Source organism: Erysipelatoclostridium sp. An15 (genome assembly GCF_002160675.1).
Classification (GTDB): Bacteria; Bacillota_I; Bacilli_A; order Erysipelotrichales; family Coprobacillaceae; genus Thomasclavelia; species Thomasclavelia merdavium.
Window position 1 is genome coordinate 75,649 of the sequence record NZ_NFLA01000003.1, and the last position, 24,524, is coordinate 100,172.

Here is a 24,524-nt window from a genome sequence, read left to right on the forward strand (position 1 = left end):
ATGAAATTAAAAGATAAGGTAGTTTTAGTAACTGGTGGAGCTCAAGGAATTGGTAAAGAAATCTGTTTTGCATGTGCTCGTGAAGGTGCTAAAATTGTAGTAAACTATATTGATATTGGTGATAATAAAGAAATTGCCCAAAAAACTAAAGATGAACTTGAAGCTACTGGGGCAACAGTAATGTTAGCTCAAGCAAATGTTGCTTCTTTTGAAGAAACTGGGGCAATGGTTAAAGAAGTAGTTAAAGAATTTGGTAGAATTGATGTTTTAGTAAATAATGCCGGAATCACTAAAGATAATTTATTAATGAGAATGAAAGAAAGTGATTTTGATGCAGTTGTTGATGTAAACTTAAAAGGAACATGGAACTGCATGAAACATGTTACTAAAATCATGATGAAACAACGTTATGGTAGAATCATTTCAATGTCATCTGTAGTTGGTGTAATGGGAAATGCTGGACAAGTTAACTATGCAGCAACAAAATCAGGTATTATTGGAATGACAATGTCATTAGCTCGTGAAGTAGGTAGTCGTGGAATTACAGTAAATGCTGTTGCTCCGGGATTTATCAAAACTGCAATGACAGATGTATTACCAGATGATATTAAAGAAAATATGATTAAACAAATTCCATTAGGAACTTTAGGTGAAGTTAGCGATATTGCTAATACAGTTGTTTTTTTAGCTAGTGATGATGCTAAATATATTACAGGGCAAACTATTCACGTTGATGGCGGAATGGCGATGTAAGGAGAAAGATGATGAAAAGAAGAGTTGTTGTTACAGGTATTGGAGCAATTAATGCAATTGGTCATAATGTAGAAGAAACTTGGAAAAGTATTAAAGACGGTGTTTGTGGAATTGGAGAAATTACAAATTATGATAATTCCCTAACAAAAGTAAAAATTGCTGGAGAAGTAAAAGATTTTAATGTAGCTGATTATCTTGATAAAAAAGCTGCTCGTAAAATGGATCGTTTTACCCAATTTGGGGTTATCGCTGCTAGAGAAGCTTTTAAAGATTCTGGTTTAGAAATTGATAAAATTAATGCTGATCGTTTTGGAGTAGCTGTTTCTAGTGGAATCGGTGGAATTGGAACAATTGAAAAAGATCATAGTAAAGCTTTACAAAAAGGATATGATCGTGTTTCCCCTTTCTTTGTACCAATGGCTATTACTAATTTAGCTGCTGGTAATATTGCCATTGATTTAGGTGCTAAAGGAATGTGTACTTGTCCAGTAACAGCATGTGCTGGTGGTACTAATGCAATTGGTGATGCATTTAGAAATATTCGCGATGGATACCAGGATATTATGGTTGCTGGTGGTGCTGAAGCAAGTATTACACCACTTGGAGTTGGTGGATTTACATCAATGAAAGCACTTTGTGATAATAATGATCCAGCAAGAGCATCTATCCCATTTGATGCTGATCGTAGCGGTTTTGTAATGGGTGAAGGTGCTGGAATATTAGTTCTTGAAGAATTAGAACATGCTAAAGCTCGAGGTGCTCATATCTATTGTGAAATGGTTGGTTATGGTGCTAGTTGTGATGCTTATCATATTACTGCTCCATTATCTGATGGTTCTGGTGGTGCTAAAGCAATGGTTAACGCTTTAGAAGATGCTGGATTAAAACCAGAAGATGTAACTTATATTAATGCTCATGGAACAAGTACACCATTAAATGATAAAGGTGAAACTTTAGCTATTAAAGCTGCTTTAGGTGAAGCTGCTAAAAACGTAGCTGTTTCTTCAACAAAAGGAAATACAGGACATTGTTTAGGTGCTGCTGGTGGAATCGAAGGTGTAATCTGTGTTAAAGCAGTTGAAGAAGGTTATATTCCAGCAACAATCAATTATCAAAATCCTGATCCTGAATGTGATTTAGACATCGTTCCAAATGTTGGTAGAGAACAAGAAGTTAATGTTGCTATGTCAAATTCTTTAGGTTTTGGTGGACATAATGCAACAATTGTATTTAAGAAATATGGAGAATAGAGAGATGGAATTAAATAGTAATCAAATTCAAGAAATAAATCCTCATCGTTATCCTTTTGCCTTAGTTGATCGAATCACTGATTATAAACCAGGTGAATATGCAAAAGGAATTAAATGTGTAAGTGTTAATGAAATGCATTTTTGTGGTCATTTCCCACAACATCATGTAATGCCAGGGGTTTTAATTGTAGAAGCATTAGCACAAGTAGGGTGTATTGCTATTCTTTCTAAAGAAGAAAACAAAGGAAAAATTGCTTTCTTTGGTGGAATTAATAAATGTAAATTTAAAGGACAAGTTACACCTGGTGATGTTTTAGAAATGGAATGTCATTTAACAAAGCAAAAGGGACCAATTGGTATTGGTGAAGCTGTTGCTAAAGTTGATGGAAAAGTTGTTTGTAAGGCAGAATTAACATTTGCAGTACAATAATAAATATTGTGGTATGGCTATGGCGATACCACTTTTTTATTGAAGCAAAATGTTTGACAGGAAGACTTAATTCGTTATAATTCATATGGATATAATGGAGGCTTTTATGAATAACACTAAAAAAGGAATGATATATATAATTTTAGCGGCTTTTTTCTTTGCTGCTATGAATGTTTTTGTAAAGTTAGCAGGTGATATTCCTTCAATCCAAAAAAGTTTCTTTAGAAATTTAATTGCAGCTTTTTTTGCTTTTGGAATATTAGTAAAAAATAAAGAAGGATTTAAATATCATCGTAAAGATTTAAAAATGTTATTATTACGTTCAATATTTGGAACCCTAGGAATTTTATGTAATTTTTATGCTGTTGATCATCTTTTAGTTAGTGATGCATCAATGCTTAATAAATTATCACCATTTTTTGTAATTATCTGTTCATCGTTGTTTTTAAAAGAGAAGGCTACTACTGTTCAGAAAATATCAATAATAATTGCATTTATTGGTAGTTTATTTGTAATTAAACCATCTTTAAATATTTTAAATAATATTAATTCATTAATAGGGGTATTAGGGGCTTTAGGAGCTGGAATCGCTTATACTTGTGTTCGTCAATTAGGTAAGCAAGGTGTTTCTGGTCCTAAAATTGTCTTTTTCTTTTCCTGTTTTTCTTGTTTAAGTGTGGTACCATATTTAATTTTTAATTATCAGCCAATGACTTTATCACAAACTGCAATTTTAATTTGTGCTGGTTTAATGGCTGCTGGTGGACAATTTGCAATTACAGCTGCTTACAACAATGCCGCTGGAAAAGATATCTCAATTTTCGATTATAGCCAGATTGTTTTTGCAGCGATTTTAGGATTTGTTTTCCTAAATCAAATTCCAGATTTAATGAGTATTATTGGATATGTAATTATTATTTTAGCGGCTTTATTTAGTTATTTATATCAACGTAGAAAAACTGTGGAATTATAATAGTAAAGAGACTTGATTGTGCAAAAAATCAAGTCTTTTTAATAGATAATATTGATTTTATAAAAATAGTCTTGTATCGTGGAGAGGATTGATTTTTGATGTTAAAAAGTTTATTAAATTATGTTATATACTTGTTTGTAAAAAATGTTATTTATTTTTAAATTGGGTTAGAAGTTGATGATGAGATATATTTATTTATGTTGGTGCTAATAAGGATTTAAATGAGAATTTAGAGAAAATATGAGAAAGTTGATCTGCTGGTATAGAATTAATGACCTGGATTTAAATTATTAATCTTTATAATATTTTTATACGGATATGTAGCGAATTATTTGTTTAATCGGTAAGGTTGTATTATAATTAAAAGTATCTAGTGGGGTGGTAATGATGAGTTATATCGAATTAGATACAGTGGATTCAACTAATGAGTACGTAAAAAAAAATATTGACCGGTTAAATAATTTAAGTGTTGTACGTTGTAATTATCAAACTAGTGGTAAAGGGCGAAATGGTCATGTTTGGCAAAGCAAGCCGGGCGAAGATCTATTAATGAGTATTTTGGTTAAGGATTTTAAAAACCCTCAGGATTTACATAAAATGACACAAATAGCTGCTTGTAGCGTAGTAGGTTTATTAGAACGTTATGGGATCAAAGCAAAAATAAAATGGCCAAATGATGTTTATGTTGATGATTTGAAAATTTGCGGGATTTTAGTTGAGGCTGTTTTTGAATCAAATTTAAAGGGAATTATAGTAGGAATTGGCTTGAATGTTAATTCTATTAGTGGTAGTTTTGCATCGATGAAAATGAAAACAGGTCAAGAGTATCATGTGAAGTCTTTAATGATTGCAATGTTAACGTATTTTAATATTTATTATAATCTTTATCAACAAGGATGTTATAATAAAATTCTTGATTATGTCAATGATATTGCTTATTTAAAGGATAAAAAAGTTAACTTTGAAGATTATGGTTTAGTGACATTTACATCATTAAATGAAGATGGTACTGTTGATTTTATCGATAGTAATAATATAAAACATAATAAGCTGATTAATGAGATTTCATTACACAGTAAATAAAAGAAGCTAAACGAATAAAAAGGTTTATTCGTTATAGCTTCTTTTTTAATCAAATGTAACATAAGGATTATCTAGTGGTGGAACGACTTCAAGATGATCTACTGGTAATACTGGCACATCCATTTGATATTCAGTATCATATTCAACTTGTATTTTTCCTTCAACGCTAACCCATTCTTCAGGAATCAGTTTTTTAGCTAAAGGACTAATACAAATTAAACCTATTAAAGATGTATCTTGCTCACAACATACCATTGCTTGTCGTCCTAAGACAAATCCATTATCTAATACTCGGTCTAAACCAATAAATTTACCTTTGATTTTAATTGTCTTACCTTCATATTTTCGAGGATGATCCATAACATCCATACAAAAAATACCAAAATCATGATCAAGAATTTCAATTCGATCTTGATTAATATCAAAAGGCATTTCTTCTTCAGTGTTTAAAGTATCGATAGTACCATCAGGTAACTCATAGATGATTTGAGCATTAGAATTAATAGCTTTAATATTATTCCGTAATGATGATTTTTTGACATTACGATTATAACGATTAAAGATTACTAAATCGCTAAATACAACTTGCCCATATACTAAAGAACGCATATTACTTACATACATTGAAAAAGTAGTTGTATCAATAGTTGTTAAGACTTGAACAACATTCCAGTTTTCAGGAACAATTTCCTTTACAAATGCGTTCAAATCCATCATCCCGTTAGCTTCAATTAAAATTTGCGTAGGATGATATTTATTTTCTAATGCCATTAAATCATTAGATGTGTAGTTTTCATGATCAAGAATTTCTAAATTAGTATTTGCTCTTTTTAAGATACTTTCTTGATAAGGAACTTCGCCTTCTTCAAAACTAATTAACAAAGTATCCTCACCATTATAAAAATCAGGATTACTTAAAGTATCATTAATAAATGTAGTTTTACCACTATCTAAAAATCCTGCAAAAATATATACTCGAGTACTCATTAAGCCACTCCCTCAAATAAAGCATCTAATTTAGCTTCATCTAATTTTTCACCAATGACACAAATACGTCCAGTAAAATCAGCATTACCAGTTCTAATTTCATATTCGCCAGGTACTAAATCAAAATACCACCATTTATCTTCATTGCTATCAACATATCCTTTTGCTCTTAAGATATTGCCAAAGCTATTATCGCTACTTAACTCTTTTAAAATAGCTTCTAACTGTTCTTTAGTATATTTTTTAGGTGTTTGTTTACCCCAGCTTGTAAATACTTCATCAGCATGATGGTGATGGTGGTGATGTCCACAGCCACAATCATGATCGTGATGATGTTCATGGTGTTCGCAGCCACAGTCATGGTCGTGGTGATGTTCATGATGATGACCACATTCTGGACAAACATCTAATTCAGCTAGTAATTCATCTCGTAAATTATCACTATCACTAAATGCATTAACAAGAGTTTCTTTTGTTAGCTGATCCCATGGTGTAGTAATAATATTTGCTTTATCATTATGATCTTTAATGATTTTAATGCATTCATCTAATTGATATTCAGTAACATCTTGAGTTCTGCTTAAGATAATTAGTGAAGCATATTCAATTTGATTGTTGAAAAATTCACCAAAGTTTTTAGTATATAAACGACATTTTTTAGCGTCAATAACAGCAATATAATTATCAAGTTCTAATTCATCGCTGTTAACATCACCAACTGCTTTGATTACATCAGATAGTTTACCAACTCCTGATGGTTCAATAATGATGCGATCAGGATGATAAGTTTCTAACACTTCTTTTAATGAAGCTTCAAAATCTCCAACTAAGCTGCAACAAATGCAACCGGAATTGATTTCAGTTACTTCAATACCAGCATTGTTCATAAAAGTTCCATCAATACCAATTTCACCAAATTCATTTTCAATTAAAACTATTTGTTGACCTTGATATACATCATTAATTAATTTTTTTATAAAGGTTGTTTTACCAGCCCCTAAAAAACCAGAAATAATATCTACTTTTGTCATTAAATCATCTCCTATTCGTGACTATTATAGCATTAAGAATTTAATCGTTCAAATGATGTATCTTATCATAAAAGACAAAAGTAATATATAAATGGATGTTTTAAGTTTTGTAAGTAATTTGATGTTGAAAGTGATAAAAAGATAAGAAAAGTTGCTAATAAAATTTGATTATGTTATCCTTTTGTCAAAGAGAGTGATAGTTATGAATGAAAGACATACAAAGATATTAGATTTACTTACGAAATATAAAAAAGTAGAAGTAAGTAAGTTATCGCAATTATTAGGAGTATCCCAGGTTACAATTCGTAAAGATCTAGATCATTTAGAAAATACCGGTATTTTAATTAGAGAACACGGTTATGCTAAGCTAAATGAAAGTGATGATATTAATAATCGTTTAGCTTATCGCTATGATATTAAACAGAAAATAGCGAGCTATGGGGCAACAATGGTTAATGACGGGGAAACAATTATGATTGAATCTGGTTCATGTTGTGCTTTATTAGCTTTAGAGATTGCTAAGACTAAAAAAGATGTGACAATCATCACTAATTCAGCATTTATTGCTGATTATATTAGAAAAAACGGTCATGTTGATATTATTTTGCTTGGTGGTCAATATCAACAAGAATCTCAGGTTATGGTTGGACCAATTACTAAAAGATGTATGGAACCTTTTTTTGTGGATAAATTATTTATTGGAATCGACGGCTTTAATGAAAAAACTGGATTTACTGGTAATGATTTTATGCGAGGGGAAACGGTAAAAGATATGACTAAACAAGCTGATAAAGTTATCGTTGTTAGTGATTCAGGTAAATTTGGTCGGCTTGGTCTAATTAATTTAGTACCAACTAGTCAAGTTAGTTGTGTGATTACTGATGATAAAATAAATGAAAGTAGTAAATTGTATTTAGAAGAACAAGGAATTGAAGTAATCGCGGTATAGTATTTAATATCGTTTGATGAAAATAGTAATTGTAGTTATAATTTAAGTAGTTAAGATGAGTTGTGTTATCACGTAAATCCAATCGTGAGGCACAACTCTTTTTTTGTTAAGGAAGGGTGGATAAGATGAAATCAGTAAGTAAAAATGAATTAGTAAAATTATTATCAATTTGTGGCCAAGTGGCTAAACACAAGAGTGAAAAACTGCAAGAACATGGAAAAGATGAAAGTTTAATTTTATCGGCTTTATCAAAAGAAAAGCAGGATCAATTAAAATCTTTATTAGAAAAACTACAAAAACAATGGTTAGAAGACCATAAAAAACATCATCAAAAAATACAGACTAAATAAATGAAGTCTGTATTTTTTAAAAGAAACAATCAATTCCTTGATCGATAAATATTTGTTGATATTCTTTTAAATCTTCAGGATAAAGAGCTTTAATATTTTTTAAAGCATAATTACGATTTAAAAGTTCATACTTTTTTTCACCAAATTGATGAAAAGGTAATAATTGAGCTTTTTTAATTTTTATATTGGCTAAAAAACTAGCAATTTCTTTAGCGTCTTCATTACTGGCATTAAAATTAGGGATTACTGGGATTCTTGGTAATATAGAGATATTATTTTTTAAAGCCCAGATTAAATTAGTCTTAATCAAATCACAAGATACACCTGTTCCAGCGATATGTTTTTGATTATTTACATGTTTGACATCGAATAATAATAAATCAAATAGTTTAGCTAGTTCTTGAAATGTTGCCGATTCAACATAACCAGTAGTTTCGATTGCAAGATGAAGATTATGTTCTTTTAGTTTTAACACTAATTGTTTTAAAAAAGTTGGCTGACACATTGCTTCACCACCAGAAATGGTAATACCACCATTAGATTCTTCATAAAAAGCAACATCTTTTAAACATTCATCAACGATTTCATCGATATTTTTATATTCGCCTTCATTTGTCAAAGCACTATTTAAACAGTTATTAACACACTTTAGACATCCGATACATTTTTTATGATCGATAATAATTTTATCATTTACTAAACTAAGAGCCTTTACAGGACAGCTATTTAAGCAATTTAAACAATGAGTGCATTTAGTTTGATCATATAAAATTTGTATTTTATCTAATTGTGATTCCGGGTTAGAACACCATTTACATTTTAATGGACATCCTTTAAAAAAGACAGTCGTTCTAATTCCAGGACCATCGTGGATACTAAATTTTTGAATATTAAAAATGATTCCTTGGTTCATAATATTTGCTCCTTTAAAATTATCTTATCATAGGTTGTTATAAAAGTAAATAAATCAATTTCAAATGAAAGCAATTTTAATTATTTATGAAACATATTCTTGACTAAATGCTAATTAATGTTATGATGATATTGTAAATAAAACAATTATTAGTTTCAAACGAAACAACGGAGGAGATAATATGAAAAATGTCGAACATTTTGGCGATTTAACACCACGAATGAATAGTTTTAGAGAAGCAGTTTTAGATAAAAAACCATATATTGATGCAACTAGAGCATTGTTAGTAACTGAAGCTTATAAAAAGCATCAAAATCAACCAGCAGTAATGAAACGTGCATTAATGTTAAAAAATATTTTAGAAAAAATGCCTATTTATATTGAAGATGAAACTTTGATCGTTGGAAATCAAGCATCTTCTAATAAAGATGCGCCAATTTTTCCCGAATATACTATGAAATTCGTTATTGATGAACTTGATTTATTTGAAAAACGTGATGGGGATGTTTTCTATATAACAGAAGATACTAAAGAAGCATTAAGATCAATTGCACCATTTTGGGAAAATAATAATTTAAGAGCTAAAGGGGAAGCTTTATTACCAGATGAAGTTAGTGTATTTATGGAAACTGGTTTTTTTGGTATGGAAGGTAAATTAAATTCTGGTGATGCCCATTTAGCAGTAGACTATCAAAATGTTCTTGAAAATGGTTTGGTAAGCTATGAAAACAGGGTTTTAAAATTGAAAGCTGATTTAGATTTATGTAAACCAGAAAACATTGATAAATATCATTTTTATAAAGCGGTTTTAATAGTCATTGAATCAGTTAAAACTTTTGCTGCTCGTTTTAGTGAACTAGCAAAAAAACAAGCCGAAAATGCTAATGGTAAGCGAAAAGATGAATTATTAGAAATTAGCCGTATTTGCAAAAAAGTTCCTTATTTTAAAGCCGAAACTTTTAAAGAAGCCATTCAATCAGTATGGTTTATTCAATTAATATTACAAATTGAATCTAATGGACATTCTTTATCTTATGGTCGTTTTGATCAATATATGTATCCTTATTTGAAACATGATTTAGAAAACGGAATTTTAAGTGAAGATGATGTAGTTGAGTTATTGAATAATTTATGGATCAAAACTTTAACGATCAATAAAGTTCGTAGTCAGTCACATACTTTTTCAAGTGCTGGTAGTCCAATGTATCAAAATGTAACTATTGGTGGTCAAACTCGTGATAAAAAAGATGCAGTTAATAAATTATCATTTTTAGTTTTAAAATCAATTGCTCAAACTAGATTACCACAGCCTAATTTAACAGTAAGATATCATAAAAATATAAATCAGGAATTTTTAGATGAAGCAATCGAAGTTATGAAATTAGGAACTGGAATGCCGGCATTTAATAATGATGAAGTAATTATTCCTTCATTTATTGAAAAAGGTGTTAAAGAAGAAGATGCCTATGATTATTCAGCCATTGGCTGTGTTGAAACAGCAGTACCAGGTAAATGGGGTTATCGTTGTACTGGTATGAGTTATATGAATTTTCCAAGAATCTTATTAATTGCAATGAATAATGGCGTTGATATGACGAGTGGTAAACGATTTGTCGAAGAATGTGGTTATTTTACAGAAATGGATTCTTATGAAGATTTGATGAATGCCTGGGATAAAGTAGTACGCCAACTAACTAGAATGAGTGTTATTGTTGAAAATGCAATTGATTTAGCTTCAGAACGTGATGTCCCTGATGTTTTATGTTCAACATTAACAAATGATTGTATTGGTCGCGGAAAAACGATTAAAGAAGGTGGGGCTATCTATGACTATATTTCAGGTTTACAAGTAGGAATCGCTAATATGGCTGATAGTTTAGCGGCAATTAAAAAATTAGTCTTTGAAGAAAAGAAGATTACAAAACAGCAATTATGGGATGCTTTATTAGATAACTTTACAAGTGAAGAAAATCAAAAGATTCAAAAAATGTTAATCAATGAAGCTCCTAAATATGGTAATGATGATGATTATGTAGATCGATTAGTTGTTGAAGCTTATGATAGCTATATTGATGAAATGAAAAAATATCCAAATACTCGTTATGGACGTGGACCTATTGGCGGGATCCGTTATGCAGGAACTTCATCAATTTCTGCAAATGTTGGACAAGGATTTTCAACAATGGCGACTCCTGATGGTCGAAAAGCTCAGACACCGCTTGCTGAAGGTTGTTCACCAGCTCATAGTTGTGATAAAAGTGGACCTACAGCAGTATTTAAATCAGTTTCTAAATTACCAACCCATGAAATTACTGGAGGTGTTTTATTAAATCAAAAAGTAACGCCACAAATGTTATCAAGTGATGAAAATAAACAAAAATTAGAAATGTTAATTAAAACGTTCTTTAATCGATTAGAAGGTTATCACGTTCAATATAATGTTGTTTCTAGAGAAACATTAATTGATGCACAAAAACATCCTGAAAAGCATAAAGACTTAATTGTTCGGGTTGCTGGTTATTCTGCATTTTTCAATGTATTGTCAAAAGCTACACAAGATGATATTATAGAGAGAACAGAACAAACGTTATAAATGAAAGGAGTTTAAGACGTGGAATTTATAATTGATACAGTAGATTTAAAAGAAATTGAAGAAGCAGTAGAGTATTTACCAATTTCAGGAGTTACTAGTAATCCTTCAATAGTAAAAGCAACTAATCCTGAAAATTTCTTTGATCATATGCGTAAAATCAGAGAAATGATTGGAATGGAAAACAGTTTGCATATCCAGGTAACTGGTTTGGATTGTGAAACTATGGTTAAAGAAGCTAAACGAATTGTAAAGGAAATCGATGATTTAGTATATATTAAAGTACCTGTTTCATATGAAGGAATTAAAGCTATTAAAGAATTAAAAGCTCGTGGCATGAATGTAACGGCGACAGCTGTTTATGATTTAATGCAAGCCTATATGGCATTAGAAGCCGGAGCTGATTATATTGCTCCATATGTAAATCGTATCGGTAATCTAGGAAGTGATCCATTTGAATTGATCCATGAACTATCATCAAGGATTGAAGTAGATGGATATGATTGTAAAATATTAGCAGCAAGCTTTAAAGGGGTACAACAAGTTCGAGATGCTTTTAATAGTGGCTCACATGCAATAACAGCACCAGTAGCCGTATTAAATCAAATCTTCAAGAATCCAAACATTGAAAAAGCAGTAGCAGATTTTAATAATGACTGGTATGCAATGTATGGTGAGAATAAAGGAATTTGTGATTTATAATAATTAGCAGCACAACTAAGTGCTGCTTTTTTGAATGATAGGCAGCTGTAGATATATTACGTTAATAAGTATGTGGTATTTTCAATTTATAAAAGGTTATTTAAAGGAGAAAGATATGTGGCAATGTCCCAAGTGTAAAAGAGTATTTAAAAGAAAAAATCAGAGTCATTATTGTGGTGAAAAACCTACTACGATTGATGAATATATAGCTAGACAAGAAAAAGAAATTCAACCGCTATTAATTGAACTCAAAGACATTATTAATAAGGCAATACCAGAAGCAAAAGCAACGATTGCATGGGGAATGCCAACTTGGAAAAATAACGACAATATAATTCACTTTGCTGTTAATAAAAATGATATTAGTTTATATCCAGGCAAAGAAGCAGTTTTATTTTTTCATGATCATTTATCAGATTATAAAGTTCATAACGGTGTAATTAAAATTTTATTCACGCAACCTTTATCTGAAAAATTAATCACAAAAATAGCTAAGTGGTGTTATCTTCAAGATATTAATCAAGAATAATATTTTGCTATTATTAATTTTATAAAATAATAAATTTTGCTTAATTGCCGGCGTATAATTTATAGTGTAAAATATTTTTTAGGAAGTGATTACTAATGGAAAAATATGCAGTGATAACAGGGGCAAGTTCTGGTATTGGTAAGGAGTTTGCAAAATTATTAGCTAGGCAAGGTTATTATTTAGTATTGGTCGCTAGAAGGGTGGCTAGATTAGAGCAATTGGCAAAAGAATTAGATACTGATTGTTTGATAATTGAAGCGGATTTAAAGAATGAAAATGATTGTTATCAGTTGTTTGAGAAAGTTAAAGATTTAAATGTTGAAATTTTAATTAATAATGCTGGTTTTGGTATTAGTGGGAATTTCGATGAAATTGCTTTATTAAAAGAAATAGAGATGATTGAAGTTAACTGTGTAGCTTTACACATCTTAACAAAACTAATGTTGGAAAAAATGGAACATAATGATAATGGTTATATTTTAAATGTGGCTTCTTGTGCTGGATTAATGCCAGCAGGACCACATATGAGTACGTATTATGCCACTAAATCATATGTAACAAGTTTAACACAAGGAATTGCTCGAGAGTTAAAGGAAAAAAATAGTAATGTATATGTAGGCTGTTTATGTCCAGGACCTGTTGATACTGAGTTTAATGATGTGGCTCAGGTTAAATTTGCTTTAAAGGGAATTAGAGCTGATTATTGTGCTAAGTATGCTTTGTCTAAAATGAAAAAGCGTAAAGTTGTTATTATTCCAACTATAAAAATGAAATTAGCGATGACTTCAGGCCGTTATTTACCTAATTATTTATATATTATAATTGCATCATTTCAACAAAAGAAAAAACAATAAAAAACATCTAGGTATTATCTAGATGCTTTTTGTCGTCAATTTTTAATCATTATGGCGATGACGTAAAAAGATATTAATGCCAATGACTTCGATAATAGACATAATTACAATTGCTACTGCTGGATTCATTTTAACCCCTCCATTTTTTACACCATTATCATAGCAGAAAATTATTAATAAAACATTTAATAAATTATTAAGAATTATTAATTTATCTCTAAAATAAGAAATACTTATAAATATCATTAGTAATAAAAATTGTTTACAAATATATATCTACATATAATAAAACTATAAAAAGGGGTGAATAGTTTTGGAATATGTAACATTAAATAACGGTATTAAAATGCCGACATTAGGATTTGGTGTGTATCAAATAAAAAAGGATGAATGTAAACAATGTGTAATAGAGGCTATTAAAGCTGGTTATCGACTTATTGATACTGCAGCAATTTATATGAATGAAATTGAAGTTGGTCAAGCTATTAAAGAATGCGAAATCCCACGTGAAGAATTATTTATTACTACTAAATTATGGGTTCAGGATGCTGGATATGAAAAAGCTAAATTAGCTATTGATGCTGCTTTAAAAAGATTGCAATTAGATTATGTGGATTTATTGTTGATTCATGAACCAATGGGTGATATCTATGGTATGTGGAAAGCTATGGAAGAAGCTTATCACGAAAGTAAGATACGGGCTTTAGGGGTTAGTAATATGTATGCTGATCGACTTATGGATTTTATAATGCATGTGGAAATTCAACCGGTAATTAATCAAATTAGGACAAACCCGTATTTTCAACATCAAGATACTAATGCTTTTATGAAACAATATCAAATTATTCATGAAGCCCATTCACCTTTTAGTCAAGGTAATAGTGAGTTGTTTAAAGAAAAGATTTTAATTGATTTAGCTAATAAATATCATAAAAATGTTGGGCAGATTATTTTACGGTGGTTGGTGCAACGAAAAATTGTAATATTGACAAAAAGTCATAATCTAAAAAGAATTAAAGAAAATATAGAAATATTTGATTTTAAGTTGACTGATCAGGAAATGGAAGCAATAAGCAGTCTTGATAGGATCGATGGCAATATTTTTGATAATCTTGATTTAAAAGCTATAAAAAGAATTTATTTAAATTGTTATCAATATTAAAATGTAATGGTTTTATAACAGAAGTTTAATGCTATAGTTTTTTATCGCTTATTTTTAATAATTGATGTATCATAAAATTAACTAATTTTATAAAGGAAATTTTAAAATGAAAGATTTATATTATGTTTTAATGAAAAATAATTTAGGAAATGCCTCGACTTGTCGTAAACTGATAAAACAAGGTAAGATAACAGTTAATGGTGAAGTTATAAAAGATCATAAATATCCTGTTAAATTTAGTGACCAGATTATTTATCAACAAACTATTTTAAAAGCCCAGCCTTTTACTTATATTATGTTAAATAAGCCCAAAGGTTATATATGTGCTAATCATGATCTAAAATATCCTTGTGTAATTGATTTGATAACTAATAAAGATTGTTATTGTTTAGGACGTTTAGACAAAGATACCACTGGTTTATTGATTTTAACCGATGATCATAGTTTATCAAAAAAGCTGCTTTTACCTAGTAATCATGTTATTAAAAAATATTTGGTGGAAGCCCAAAAGAAAATTACTAATAATTTAAAGGAAGTATTTTTACAAGGAATTATTATTGATCATAATATCAAATGTTTACCTGCAGAATTTGAAATGATCGATGATTTTCATTGTTATTTATCGATTAGTGAGGGTAAATATCATCAAATTAAAAAGATGTTTAAAAGTCTAGATAATGAAGTTGTAAAATTAAAACGAATTGAATTTGGAGCTTTAAAATTAGATGAACGATTAAAAGAAGGCGAGTTTCGAGATCTGACTAATCAAGAAATCTTAAGCTTATTATAAATTGTGATATAATAAAAAAAGGAGGTATAGTATGCTTGAATTTCGATATGATACCCAGTTATTAATAGAGGGTAAAAACCTTGATGAAGATGCTATCAATGAATATTTTACAAATAATTTTAAAGGGGATTGTTTATTGGCTGTAGGTGATAAAGATTTAATCAAAATTCATTTCCATACTAATGAGCCTTGGAAGGTATTAGAGTATTGTGCTTCTTTAGGAGAAATTTACGATATTGTTGTTGAAGATATGGATCGCCAATCAAGAGGATTAAAAGGTTAGACTAGGGTTAACAAATGTTAGCTCTTTTTTGATAAATAATATTAAAAATTCATAAAAAAGGAGGAAATGGATTTGTTATTAGCTAGTGATTTTGATGGAACATTATTTTTTGAACATCAATTAGAAAATTATCGAAGAGATGATATTAAAGCAATTCAAAAATTCCAGTCTTTAGGACATAAATTTGGAGTTTGTACTGGTAGACCATTAATTGGGGTTACTGATTTTGCTTCACCTGATTTTAAATTTGATTTTTATATTGTAAATAGTGGAGCTATTGTTTTAGATCGGGATTTTAAACTAATTAGTAAAAAAGAGATAACTTTGACAACAGTTGAAAAAGTTATGGATAGTTATAATGATGTTGAAATGTTAATTGCTACTGAAAATGAAATTTATTTTGTAAATAGTAAGAATGATTTTTCATCAGATTTTATTATTAATCTAACTTCCAAAAAACAACTGTTAGACAAAACAATTATTAGTTTTTCTTTAATGTTCAAAACTGAAAAGGAAGCTTTTAGTGCTAAACAGGATTTACAACAATACGTAGATATTGAAATTTTTCAAAATAAAACAGCATTAGATGTTGTCGCTAAAGACTGTTCTAAAAAAAGCGGTCTTGAAGCAATTGCCAATTACTATCAGTTAGATAAAAACGATTTGGCTTGCATTGGAGATTCATATAACGATATTTCCATGCTTGAATTTGTTGATAATAGTTTTACATTTGATTATAGTCCTTTAGAAGTACAACAAGTAGCAAACAATGTTGTTAGTCATTTAGATCAATGTATTGAACAATTATTACAAAAGGATTAGGAGGTTATCATGAAAATAGAAGTTAAAGAATATACTTATGAAACCATGCCAGACTACATTTGTAATCTAGATAATATACCTGAAATAAAAATGACTGGAGAAGAAATTGGTGTTGATTATCTTCCAGATATTGTCTATGATCGAAAAGATGGTGTTGATTTGCATTTACAACTGTTAGTACCTTCAATATTTAATCACCCTAATAAAAAGTTTCCTGGGGTAATATTTATTCAAGGATCTGCTTGGAAAAAACAAAATATTTATCGTAATGTTGCCAATATTGGAGCATTGGCAAAAAGAGGCTATGTTTGTGCTATTGTTGAATATCGTCATAGTGGCATCGCTCATTTTCCAGCTCAGATCATTGATGGTAAAAATGCAATTCGTTATTTAAAAGCCCATCATGCTCAATATCATTTAGATAGTGATAACATTATTGTCATGGGTGATTCTTCGGGAGGTCACACTAGTGCGATGATTGGGATGACTGCTAAAACAGATTTGTTTGATCAGCCAATTAATCAATATGATTGTTTTGTTAAAGGGATTATTGATTTATATGGTGCTGTTGATATTACAATGCCTGATGGTTTTCCTTCAACTTTAAATCATCAGCTTCCTGATAGTCCTGAAGGAATGTTAATGGGATATAATATTCGTGAAAATATTGAGGAAGCAAAGGTAGCTAATGTTAAAAGTTATGTTGATTTAGATTATCCAGCGATGCTTATTTTACATGGTACTAAAGATAAAACAGTATTTTGTAAACAAAGCGTGGAATTATATCAGGCGATAAAAAATGCCGGTAAAAGTGTTAAACTGTATTTAGTTCGTGGCAGTGATCATGGTGGGGCAGTTTTTTGGAAAGAAGAAGTAATTGATTTGTATGATGATTTTATAAAATCGTGTCTTTAAAACAGTAAGTAAAAACGATTCAATTAAATGAATCGTTTTTACTTGTTTGTTTCAATGTAATTTTCAACATTCTTTTCAACAATTGTAAATGGAGCACAACCACTAGTTAATAAAGCTTCGTGAAATTCAATATCATTAAATTTATTTCCTAGCTCTTCTTTAGCAGTAGTTTCTAAATTACTAAATTGAAGATAACCATAATAATAAGGAACAAAGATTGTCGGATTGTCTTTTAACTGATTGTATTGTAATTCTAGCGAATCATCATCATTAATGACAAAACCTAAATCTGCTAAGTTATCTTTAAATTCATCTAAATCCCAGCCCTCATAGTGAATACCAATATCACATAAAATCATTGCATAATAAGAATAAATGTTATTATATTTCATTAATTCTAAAATATCTGAATTAACTTGCTGAGATAAATATTTGTTACAATAATATTGCACATAAACAGCCCAGCCTTCTTGATATGATGGATTTGATGCTAAAACTTTACGATAATTATTATCAAGGTTTAAATAACTGTAATTAACCTGATACATATGACCAGGTAAACCTTCATGAGCAATGGTTTGAAAAGTATCAACAGCACTTATATCAATTTCATTATTATCAGAATTAACACGAATTTGATTTGCTGCTTTGCTATCTAATGCTGGTAAATTATAATAAGCAGCAACACTGTTATTGGCTAAAGAAGGATCGATTTGAGCTATTTGATAATCAATAGTTCCAATGTCTGGAAAATCTTCTTGTATTTCAGTTGCTAAATCTTGCATCATTTCTTCGTAACTGTTGTAATTGGTTTTAATGGAACCAAAGTTATTTTGAACAACAGATGAGATACTTGGATTGGAAATTATTAAAGATTGCATTTCTTTTAAACAATCATCCATCGCATCTTCAAATTCTGATTGAATTTCTGTAACTGTTTTAGAACTTGCAGTAGCATTTTGTAATAATAACTGATAATATTCTTTACCATTTTCGATATTCGCTAGACCACCATCATTTATTTTATTTTTATCAAGTCCATTTACGGTATCAATGATATTTTGATAAGCTGTAATAAATGAATCATTAAAGGTAGTAGAAAGCTGTTGTTTATAAGTATTTTTTTGATTTTCATCAAGATTCAAAGCATCAATTTTTTCATTCAAGGCTTGTAAGATAGGACTATTATCTTTAGCATCAATTATCCCTTGGCAATATTCAACAACATCATTAACATTGATAGAAAGGGTATCTTTTTCTTCTTGAACCTTTAAATAATCTAATAGACTTTGAATATATCGATCAGTGTCATCAACTAATGTAATTAAATCCTTAACATCCTGTTCATTTCTTACTGTCCAATCGGTTAACATTGTTGGAATTTGACAATAAGCACCAGTTGCAGTTTCAAAAGCTGGGGCGATGTAATCATATTTATCATCATTTGACTCTAGTGCTAATTCTAATGTGTTTTGATAAATATCGTAAGTTTCCTGTTGTTTTGCAGTTAATAGATCTCGGTCAAATTCAGCAAATCTTTCAGCAGTTTCTTCGGTTGTTTTTTTAGCTTCTTCAAGTTCTTCTTCGCTATAACCAGAACCAAAGCCGATTTCAACATTATTTAAGTCAATTCCAAAATTTTCAGGATTTTCAATAAATGAATGTAATGATGTATAATCACTTTCCATTGTATCAATAAATTCCTGTTCAATAAATTGATCAAATTCGGTTTGCATTTTATCAGCATCACCAGAATTTTGATTACTGCAGCCGCTAATAGAAATCGTCAAAATTAGGGCTAATAAAATAGTGGTTAATTGTTTTATTTTATTCATAAAAAACTCCTTCCAATACAATATATTATAGCCATTTTAGAGTTATTAAACAATTTGTTCGTTAAAAGAAAGTTAGCAATATTTATTCAAACAATATTAACTATGACCTATAGGTTTAAATTTATAGTCTAAATCTGCATATATTAATATTTTGTATGTTTTAGTATTAACTAATAGGTGATACTATGTGAACTTTTTAAGAATTCTCAACTAGTGTTTTACTAGGTAAAATATAGCTGTAAATAGAAGGGAGAATGATTATGAAAAAAGAACAAGTATTAAAATATTCGTTATTGTCAGCATCTTTATTAGTTGGTAGTGCACCAGCAATCAACGCTAATATTCCAGCTATGGCAAGCGCTTTTGATACAATTCCATTAGCAATGATTGAAATGTTGACAACTGTACCATCATTATTTTTAATGATTTCAGTATTAATTAGTAGTTTTATCGCAAAAAAGATTGGTTATAAACAAACAGCTTCATTAGGGTTGTTAATTGTCGCTGTTTCAGGGATACTGCCAGTATTTGTTTCTAATTTTTATTTAATTTTAATTAGTCGAGCAATGCTTGGATTTGGGATTGGTTTATTCAATTCTTTAACAGTAGCTTTAGTAAATAGTTTTTATCAAGGGAAAGATCGAGCTAAAATGTATGGATTACAAAGTGCTTTTGAAGGAGCAGGAGGGATCTTTATAACATTTATTGCTGGTCAATTGTTGAAAATTGGTTGGCAGGCACCATTTTTAGCCTATGCTATAGCAATTCCGGTATGTATTGTTTTTATCAAGTTTATTCCTAAGGTAGCTACAGCAAATGATATTTCGGTTGATAAAAATGTAATTGTAAAAGAAAATAGATTTAAAAAAGATAATATAATGTTAATTAGTTTTATCGCATTGTTATTTGTAGCAGCATCTTTATATATGACAATGGGCATTAAAGTATCAACATTAATTACAACGGCTGGATATGGAAATGCTAGTGATGCTAGTTTAGTAATTATATTATTATCACTAGGAGCAATTACAGCTGGAACATTATTTAGTAAGATAATTAAAATCTTTAAGCAGCTAACACCAATTATTGGTTTGTTGATTTTAGCATTAGCAATGTTTTTAATAGGAATTTCTAATTCAATGATAATTACATTTGCTGGTGGTTTTTTAACCGGATTTGGATTTAAAATTTTTATGCCATACTTAATCGGTCGTATTAATAATTCACAAATAAAAAATACACCACTAGCAACTTCATTATTATTAGTAGGTTTTAATTTAGGTGCTTTTATTTCACCATATAGTAGTATTTTTATGCAAAATATCGCATTAAGTGATAGTCTTAATAGGTTATTTATAGTTTTAAGCGGTGGCTTTATTTGTTTAGCAGTTATAATGTTAGTATTAAATAATATTTTTACTAATAAAGAAGTTAATTATGTTTCAATGGAGTTAGCTGATAATTAATATTTTAAATCTTAACTAGACAAAATTTTGTAGACAAGATAAAATTTAGATGACAAAATATGTCTAGAAAGGAAGTAAGATATAATGGCTAAAAAATTAGGTTTTGGATTAATGAGACTACCTTCTTTAGACCCTAATGATCCTTCAAAAATTGATCTTGAGGAAACTAAAAAAATGGTAGATACTTTTTTAGAAAGAGGATTTACGTATTTTGATACAGCTTGGATGTATTGTGGATTTAATAGTGAAAATGCAACTAAGGCAGCACTAGTAGATCGTCATCCTCGTGATAGCTTTACTTTAACAACTAAATTACATTCTAATTTTATTAAAACAAAAGAAGATCGTGATAAAGTCTTCAATGAACAATTAAAGAAAACTGGTGTAAGTTATTTTGATTATTATTTATTACATGATATCAATACTCATAGTATTGAAGTTTATAATAAATTAGATTGCTTTAATTGGATTATTGAAAAGAAAAAACAAGGTTTAGTTAAACATATTGGTTTTTCTTTCCATGATGGTCCTGAATTATTAGATCAAGTATTAACAGAACATCCAGAATTTGAATTAGTTCAATTACAAATCAATTATTTAGATTGGGATAGTGCTGGAGTCCAATCAAGAAAATGTTATGAAGTAGCAACTAAACATAATAAACCAGTTATTGTAATGGAACCTGTTAAAGGTGGAACATTAGCTCAAGTACCAGAAAAAGTGGAAACAATGTTTAAAGAATATCATCCTGATATGTCAGTTCCATCTTGGGCAATAAGATTTGCAGCTAGTTTAGATAATGTCATGATGGTTTTAAGTGGTATGTCAAACATGGAACAATTACTTGATAATACTAGCTATATGATGGATTTCAAACCATTAAATGAAGAAGAATATCAATTAATTGATAAAGCAGTTGATGCAATTAATGCCAATATTGCAATTCCTTGTACTGGTTGTGCTTATTGTGTAGATGGTTGTCCAATGAAGATTGCAATTCCTAAGTATTTTTCATTGTATAATGCTGATTTACAAGAAGTTGAAGAAAAAGGCTGGACACCACAAGGTGAATATTACGACAACTTAACTAAAACATTTGGTAAAGCTAGTGATTGTATTGCTTGTGGTCAATGTGAACAAGTATGTCCACAACATTTATCAATTATTGAGTATTTACAAGATGTAGCTAAACATTTTGAATAAAATTATGAGGTTAAAGGATATTTAATGATATACTTTAACCTTTTATATTTTAATGTAAAAAGTACTAAAATAATAAATGATACTCAATTATTGAGTATCATCATAGTTTTATAGAAGATTAAATACGATGTTTCCAATATTCAAATACTGAAATTTCTGGAGCATCTTTATCCCAAGGCATTTCATGTCTTTCAAAATACCCAATAACTTCTCCTTGTTTGTTTCTTACAGGAACAAAAAATTCACGTTCACCAGTTTTCTTATTATAAGTTTCAAACATTTCGTCTTCACCATTATCAGCTCTTTTTAAAAATTCTTCAATTTTATGCTTAGAATTTTCATTGTGACAGTTAAATAAACTATTACCGATGACAACACGATTACCATATCGTTGTTTTGCGGTCTTATTCATATATTGAACGATATGATTGCGATCAACAAAAACAATTTCATAAGCATAAGCATCCAAAATACTCTCTAATATTTCTTTTGTAATGTCCATATTTATATTACCTCACTATTCATTTTATATATTCTATCAAATTATTAGAATATCGTAAATAATGGGTAATATCCAAGAGATTATATTGTAAATATAAAACATTAAATATTTTTATTATTTTTAGAAAAAGACTAAGGGAGCCTTAGTCTAATTAATTATTTTTTCATAAATTCCATACCTGAATCCCAAGCCTGTCCAACTTTTTCTCCGATTGCATAATAACCATTTTGGAATTGATCGAAGACAAAAGCATTTAATTTTGTTGGATCAACTTTATTATTTTCGTCTAATACTTTTTCATCTGCCAACACATTAACGATTTTTCCTAATACTCTAAAACCATAAACTGTATTTTGACATTCGACTACTTCACATTCTAAAGTTAAAGGAAATTCTGTAACGATTGGAGCATCTACATTTTTACTTTTGATGGCTGTTAAGTTAGATTTTTCGAATTTATCATCCATTTGATTGCCAGAAGCAATACCAAAGAAGTCAGCTTCTTTAAGATGGTCGATATCTGCAATACTTAAAGTGAAGGCTTGACGTAATTTAATATTTTTAGCGGTTTTATGTCCTTCACTAATATTCAAAGCGACCATATTATTTGCACAAATACCACCCCAGGCCATATTCATTACATCTACTTTGTCTTTTTCGTCATAACTAGCAATTAATAATACTGGCATTGGGAATACAAAAGGTTTAACACCAAGATCTTTTAACATTTTCTTATCCTCCATTTTTATGTTTTCTAGACATTGTTTATATTTTTTATTATAATCTTGCTATAAATATTTACAAGTACCATCTTTTAAGTTAGGTACTTACCTAGGAGAAAGTTATGATTGAAAATTATATTGAAAATGCTAATTTTGAAGAAACTGGTTTTAGTTATACTTTATCTTTGATATCAGGAAAGTATAAAATGATTATTTTATATTGTTTAATGGAGTATAAAATTGTTCGCTTTAATCAGTTGCAAAGGTATATAAAAAAGATTTCTGATAAAACTTTGAGTCAGAATTTAAAAGAATTGGAAAGAGATGAACTGATTCATCGGGAGGTTTATAATCAAATCCCACCTAAAGTTGAGTATTCACTTACTAAGCGTGGTGAATCTTTAATGAAAGTATTAGATGAATTGTGTCGCTGGGGTGAAGAAAATAGAAAATAAGCAAAAGAGATTCATTTTGAATCTTTTTTTTGTAGTAAAATTAAGATATCTAAATTACAATAATAGTAAGTGAATGTTAGTGGAGGGATTTCGATGAGTGTTATTGAAATAAATGGCTTAACGAAAGATTATGGTAATCAAAAAGGATTATTTGATGTTAGTTTTACAATCGAAAAGGGAGAAATATTAGGTTTTTTGGGTCCTAATGGCAGTGGTAAAACAACGTTAATTAGACATCTAATGGGTTTTATTAAACCAGATCAGGGAAGTGTATCAATTATGAATTTAGATTGCTTTGCTCAAAGTCCAAAGATACAAGAAATGGTAGGTTATTTACCTGGTGAAATTGCGTTTATGGATGAGATGCGAGGAATTGATTTTATTAAATTTATTGCTGAAATGAAAAAAATCAAAGATTTAACACGGGCTAAAGAGTTGATAGATTTTTTAGAATTGGATCCAACTAATAAAATTAAACGGATGTCTAAAGGGATGAAGCAAAAAATAGGATTAGTGATAGCTTTTATGCAAGATTGTCCAATTTTAATATTAGATGAACCAACTAGTGGTTTAGATCCGTTAATGCAAAATAAATTTGTTGAATTAATAAAACGTGCTAAGGCTGAAGGGAAAACAGTTTTAATGTCATCACACATATTTGAAGAAATTGAAAATACTTGTGATCGAATAGTTATGATAAAAGATGGTAAGATTGTTGCCAGTAAAGAAATGGCGCTGTTAAAAAAAGATCGGCATAAATGCTATGAAATTAGTTTTAATAACTTAGAAGATGCGATTTCTTTTAATCAGCTTTTTCCAAATGGAAAGTTAAAAGACAAAACAGTTACTTTGATCATGCAAGGGCAAATCAATGATATTTTAAAAAGTTTAACACAGTATTCAATTGATGATATTAGTATTCGAGCGCAGTCTTTAGAAGAATTATTTTTACATTATTATGGTGGGGGTAATTAA

The 24,524-nt window shown here is 29.4% G+C and carries 26 protein-coding genes; 20 read left to right on the top strand and 6 right to left on the bottom strand.

Annotated features, from left to right (window positions below):
- The 5 genes from fabG to B5E92_RS02250 all read left to right on the top strand — a co-directional run bounded on the left by fabG (position 1) and on the right by B5E92_RS02250 (position 4,489).
- Positions 1-753, top strand: a complete 753-nt coding sequence (gene fabG, locus B5E92_RS02230) for a 3-oxoacyl-[acyl-carrier-protein] reductase (RefSeq protein ID WP_087298793.1) — start codon at positions 1-3, stop codon at positions 751-753.
- Between the two features lie 8 nt (positions 754-761).
- The gene (gene fabF / locus B5E92_RS02235; protein ID WP_087298794.1) at positions 762-2,003 is read left to right on the top strand and encodes a beta-ketoacyl-ACP synthase II; all 1,242 of its coding nucleotides are present in this window, start codon (positions 762-764) and stop codon (positions 2,001-2,003) included.
- Positions 2,004-2,007: 4 nt separating this feature from the next.
- Positions 2,008-2,433: a 3-hydroxyacyl-ACP dehydratase FabZ gene (fabZ, locus tag B5E92_RS02240; RefSeq protein ID WP_087298890.1), complete on the top strand. Its 426-nt coding sequence runs from the start codon at positions 2,008-2,010 to the stop codon at positions 2,431-2,433.
- 106 nt (positions 2,434-2,539) lie between these two features.
- Positions 2,540-3,406, top strand: a complete 867-nt coding sequence (locus tag B5E92_RS02245; RefSeq protein WP_087298795.1) for a DMT family transporter — start codon at positions 2,540-2,542, stop codon at positions 3,404-3,406.
- Positions 3,407-3,793: 387 nt separating this feature from the next.
- The gene (locus B5E92_RS02250; protein WP_087298796.1) at positions 3,794-4,489 is read left to right on the top strand and encodes a biotin--[acetyl-CoA-carboxylase] ligase; all 696 of its coding nucleotides are present in this window, start codon (positions 3,794-3,796) and stop codon (positions 4,487-4,489) included.
- Positions 4,490-4,534: 45 nt separating this feature from the next.
- Here B5E92_RS02250 and B5E92_RS02255 read toward each other — a convergent pair whose 3' ends face one another.
- On the bottom strand, positions 4,535-5,476 hold the full coding sequence (locus B5E92_RS02255) for a GTP-binding protein (protein ID WP_087298797.1): 942 nt from the start codon (positions 5,474-5,476) through the stop codon (positions 4,535-4,537).
- Complete coding sequence (locus tag B5E92_RS02260; protein WP_087298798.1) at positions 5,476-6,507, bottom strand: GTP-binding protein; 1,032 nt, start codon at positions 6,505-6,507, stop codon at positions 5,476-5,478. The genes B5E92_RS02255 and B5E92_RS02260 overlap by 1 nt, the downstream gene beginning before the upstream one ends.
- 202 nt (positions 6,508-6,709) lie before the next feature.
- Here B5E92_RS02260 and B5E92_RS02265 point away from each other — a divergent pair, with 202 nt between their 5' ends.
- Both B5E92_RS02265 and B5E92_RS02270 read left to right on the top strand, forming a co-directional pair.
- A complete protein-coding gene (locus B5E92_RS02265; protein WP_087298799.1) occupies positions 6,710-7,456 on the top strand; it encodes a DeoR/GlpR family DNA-binding transcription regulator in 747 nt (248 codons plus the stop codon).
- A 125-nt stretch (positions 7,457-7,581) separates the two neighbouring features.
- Positions 7,582-7,806, top strand: a complete 225-nt coding sequence (locus tag B5E92_RS02270; RefSeq protein WP_087298800.1) for a hypothetical protein — start codon at positions 7,582-7,584, stop codon at positions 7,804-7,806.
- Positions 7,807-7,822: 16 nt separating this feature from the next.
- Here B5E92_RS02270 and B5E92_RS02275 read toward each other — a convergent pair whose 3' ends face one another.
- Positions 7,823-8,719, bottom strand: a complete 897-nt coding sequence (locus B5E92_RS02275; protein ID WP_087298801.1) for a glycyl-radical enzyme activating protein — start codon at positions 8,717-8,719, stop codon at positions 7,823-7,825.
- Positions 8,720-8,900: 181 nt separating this feature from the next.
- Here B5E92_RS02275 and B5E92_RS02280 point away from each other — a divergent pair, with 181 nt between their 5' ends.
- The 9 genes from B5E92_RS02280 to B5E92_RS02320 all read left to right on the top strand — a co-directional run bounded on the left by B5E92_RS02280 (position 8,901) and on the right by B5E92_RS02320 (position 17,366).
- A complete protein-coding gene (locus B5E92_RS02280) occupies positions 8,901-11,312 on the top strand; it encodes a glycyl radical protein (protein WP_087298802.1) in 2,412 nt (803 codons plus the stop codon).
- 18 nt (positions 11,313-11,330) lie between these two features.
- Positions 11,331-12,011: a fructose-6-phosphate aldolase gene (locus tag B5E92_RS02285; protein WP_087298803.1), complete on the top strand. Its 681-nt coding sequence runs from the start codon at positions 11,331-11,333 to the stop codon at positions 12,009-12,011.
- Between the two features lie 115 nt (positions 12,012-12,126).
- On the top strand, positions 12,127-12,540 hold the full coding sequence (locus B5E92_RS02290) for an iron chaperone (RefSeq protein WP_087298804.1): 414 nt from the start codon (positions 12,127-12,129) through the stop codon (positions 12,538-12,540).
- A 95-nt stretch (positions 12,541-12,635) separates the two neighbouring features.
- A complete protein-coding gene (locus tag B5E92_RS02295) occupies positions 12,636-13,394 on the top strand; it encodes an SDR family oxidoreductase (protein WP_087298805.1) in 759 nt (252 codons plus the stop codon).
- Between the two features lie 313 nt (positions 13,395-13,707).
- Positions 13,708-14,556, top strand: a complete 849-nt coding sequence (locus B5E92_RS02300) for an aldo/keto reductase (protein ID WP_087298806.1) — start codon at positions 13,708-13,710, stop codon at positions 14,554-14,556.
- Between the two features lie 106 nt (positions 14,557-14,662).
- The gene (locus tag B5E92_RS02305; protein ID WP_239406374.1) at positions 14,663-15,346 is read left to right on the top strand and encodes a pseudouridine synthase; all 684 of its coding nucleotides are present in this window, start codon (positions 14,663-14,665) and stop codon (positions 15,344-15,346) included.
- Between the two features lie 31 nt (positions 15,347-15,377).
- A complete protein-coding gene (locus B5E92_RS02310; protein WP_087298807.1) occupies positions 15,378-15,629 on the top strand; it encodes a kinase to dihydroxyacetone kinase in 252 nt (83 codons plus the stop codon).
- 66 nt (positions 15,630-15,695) lie between these two features.
- Positions 15,696-16,451, top strand: a complete 756-nt coding sequence (locus B5E92_RS02315) for an HAD-IIB family hydrolase (protein ID WP_087298808.1) — start codon at positions 15,696-15,698, stop codon at positions 16,449-16,451.
- Between the two features lie 9 nt (positions 16,452-16,460).
- Positions 16,461-17,366, top strand: coding sequence for an alpha/beta hydrolase (locus B5E92_RS02320; RefSeq protein WP_087298810.1), 906 nt, complete (start codon positions 16,461-16,463; stop codon positions 17,364-17,366).
- Between the two features lie 38 nt (positions 17,367-17,404).
- Here the strand turns inward: B5E92_RS02320 and B5E92_RS02325 are convergent, their stop codons facing one another.
- Positions 17,405-19,201 carry a DUF885 domain-containing protein gene (locus tag B5E92_RS02325; RefSeq protein ID WP_087298812.1) on the bottom strand — a complete coding sequence of 599 codons (1,797 nt, stop codon included), beginning with the start codon at positions 19,199-19,201 and terminating at the stop codon, positions 17,405-17,407.
- A gap of 260 nt (positions 19,202-19,461) precedes the next feature.
- On the opposite strand from B5E92_RS02325, the gene B5E92_RS02330 reads away from it, so the two are divergent.
- Both B5E92_RS02330 and B5E92_RS02335 read left to right on the top strand, forming a co-directional pair.
- Positions 19,462-20,667: an MFS transporter gene (locus B5E92_RS02330; protein WP_087298814.1), complete on the top strand. Its 1,206-nt coding sequence runs from the start codon at positions 19,462-19,464 to the stop codon at positions 20,665-20,667.
- A gap of 84 nt (positions 20,668-20,751) precedes the next feature.
- A complete protein-coding gene (locus tag B5E92_RS02335; protein WP_394337362.1) occupies positions 20,752-21,870 on the top strand; it encodes an aldo/keto reductase in 1,119 nt (372 codons plus the stop codon).
- Between the two features lie 118 nt (positions 21,871-21,988).
- On the opposite strand, the gene B5E92_RS02340 is transcribed toward B5E92_RS02335, so the two are convergent.
- Both B5E92_RS02340 and B5E92_RS02345 read right to left on the bottom strand, forming a co-directional pair.
- Positions 21,989-22,372, bottom strand: coding sequence for a PAS domain-containing protein (locus B5E92_RS02340; RefSeq protein WP_087298818.1), 384 nt, complete (start codon positions 22,370-22,372; stop codon positions 21,989-21,991).
- 155 nt (positions 22,373-22,527) lie between these two features.
- A complete protein-coding gene (locus B5E92_RS02345; RefSeq protein WP_087298820.1) occupies positions 22,528-23,100 on the bottom strand; it encodes a flavin reductase family protein in 573 nt (190 codons plus the stop codon).
- A 116-nt stretch (positions 23,101-23,216) separates the two neighbouring features.
- Here B5E92_RS02345 and B5E92_RS02350 point away from each other — a divergent pair, with 116 nt between their 5' ends.
- On the top strand, positions 23,217-23,549 hold the full coding sequence (locus B5E92_RS02350; protein WP_087298822.1) for a helix-turn-helix domain-containing protein: 333 nt from the start codon (positions 23,217-23,219) through the stop codon (positions 23,547-23,549).
- Between the two features lie 93 nt (positions 23,550-23,642).
- Positions 23,643-24,524: an ABC transporter ATP-binding protein gene (locus B5E92_RS02355; protein ID WP_087298824.1), complete on the top strand. Its 882-nt coding sequence runs from the start codon at positions 23,643-23,645 to the stop codon at positions 24,522-24,524.

Bases quoted from the DNA above. Each gene is read 5' to 3' on its own strand.
- fabG (WP_087298793.1), top strand. From the start codon at position 1: ATGAAATTAAAAGATAAGGTAGTTTTAGTAACTGGTGGAGCTCAAGGA.
- fabF (WP_087298794.1), top strand. From the start codon at position 762: ATGATGAAAAGAAGAGTTGTTGTTACAGGTATTGGAGCAATTAATGCA.
- fabZ (WP_087298890.1), top strand. From the start codon at position 2,008: ATGGAATTAAATAGTAATCAAATTCAAGAAATAAATCCTCATCGTTAT.
- B5E92_RS02245 (WP_087298795.1), top strand. From the start codon at position 2,540: ATGAATAACACTAAAAAAGGAATGATATATATAATTTTAGCGGCTTTT.
- B5E92_RS02250 (WP_087298796.1), top strand. From the start codon at position 3,794: ATGAGTTATATCGAATTAGATACAGTGGATTCAACTAATGAGTACGTA.
- B5E92_RS02255 (WP_087298797.1), bottom strand. From the start codon at position 5,476: ATGAGTACTCGAGTATATATTTTTGCAGGATTTTTAGATAGTGGTAAA.
- B5E92_RS02260 (WP_087298798.1), bottom strand. From the start codon at position 6,507: ATGACAAAAGTAGATATTATTTCTGGTTTTTTAGGGGCTGGTAAAACA.
- B5E92_RS02265 (WP_087298799.1), top strand. From the start codon at position 6,710: ATGAATGAAAGACATACAAAGATATTAGATTTACTTACGAAATATAAA.
- B5E92_RS02270 (WP_087298800.1), top strand. From the start codon at position 7,582: ATGAAATCAGTAAGTAAAAATGAATTAGTAAAATTATTATCAATTTGT.
- B5E92_RS02275 (WP_087298801.1), bottom strand. From the start codon at position 8,719: ATGAACCAAGGAATCATTTTTAATATTCAAAAATTTAGTATCCACGAT.
- B5E92_RS02280 (WP_087298802.1), top strand. From the start codon at position 8,901: ATGAAAAATGTCGAACATTTTGGCGATTTAACACCACGAATGAATAGT.
- B5E92_RS02290 (WP_087298804.1), top strand. From the start codon at position 12,127: ATGTGGCAATGTCCCAAGTGTAAAAGAGTATTTAAAAGAAAAAATCAG.
- B5E92_RS02295 (WP_087298805.1), top strand. From the start codon at position 12,636: ATGGAAAAATATGCAGTGATAACAGGGGCAAGTTCTGGTATTGGTAAG.
- B5E92_RS02305 (WP_239406374.1), top strand. From the start codon at position 14,663: ATGAAAGATTTATATTATGTTTTAATGAAAAATAATTTAGGAAATGCC.
- B5E92_RS02310 (WP_087298807.1), top strand. From the start codon at position 15,378: ATGCTTGAATTTCGATATGATACCCAGTTATTAATAGAGGGTAAAAAC.
- B5E92_RS02315 (WP_087298808.1), top strand. From the start codon at position 15,696: ATGGATTTGTTATTAGCTAGTGATTTTGATGGAACATTATTTTTTGAA.
- B5E92_RS02320 (WP_087298810.1), top strand. From the start codon at position 16,461: ATGAAAATAGAAGTTAAAGAATATACTTATGAAACCATGCCAGACTAC.
- B5E92_RS02325 (WP_087298812.1), bottom strand. From the start codon at position 19,201: ATGAATAAAATAAAACAATTAACCACTATTTTATTAGCCCTAATTTTG.
- B5E92_RS02330 (WP_087298814.1), top strand. From the start codon at position 19,462: ATGAAAAAAGAACAAGTATTAAAATATTCGTTATTGTCAGCATCTTTA.
- B5E92_RS02335 (WP_394337362.1), top strand. From the start codon at position 20,752: ATGGCTAAAAAATTAGGTTTTGGATTAATGAGACTACCTTCTTTAGAC.
- B5E92_RS02340 (WP_087298818.1), bottom strand. From the start codon at position 22,372: ATGGACATTACAAAAGAAATATTAGAGAGTATTTTGGATGCTTATGCT.
- B5E92_RS02345 (WP_087298820.1), bottom strand. From the start codon at position 23,100: ATGTTAAAAGATCTTGGTGTTAAACCTTTTGTATTCCCAATGCCAGTA.
- B5E92_RS02350 (WP_087298822.1), top strand. From the start codon at position 23,217: ATGATTGAAAATTATATTGAAAATGCTAATTTTGAAGAAACTGGTTTT.
- B5E92_RS02355 (WP_087298824.1), top strand. From the start codon at position 23,643: ATGAGTGTTATTGAAATAAATGGCTTAACGAAAGATTATGGTAATCAA.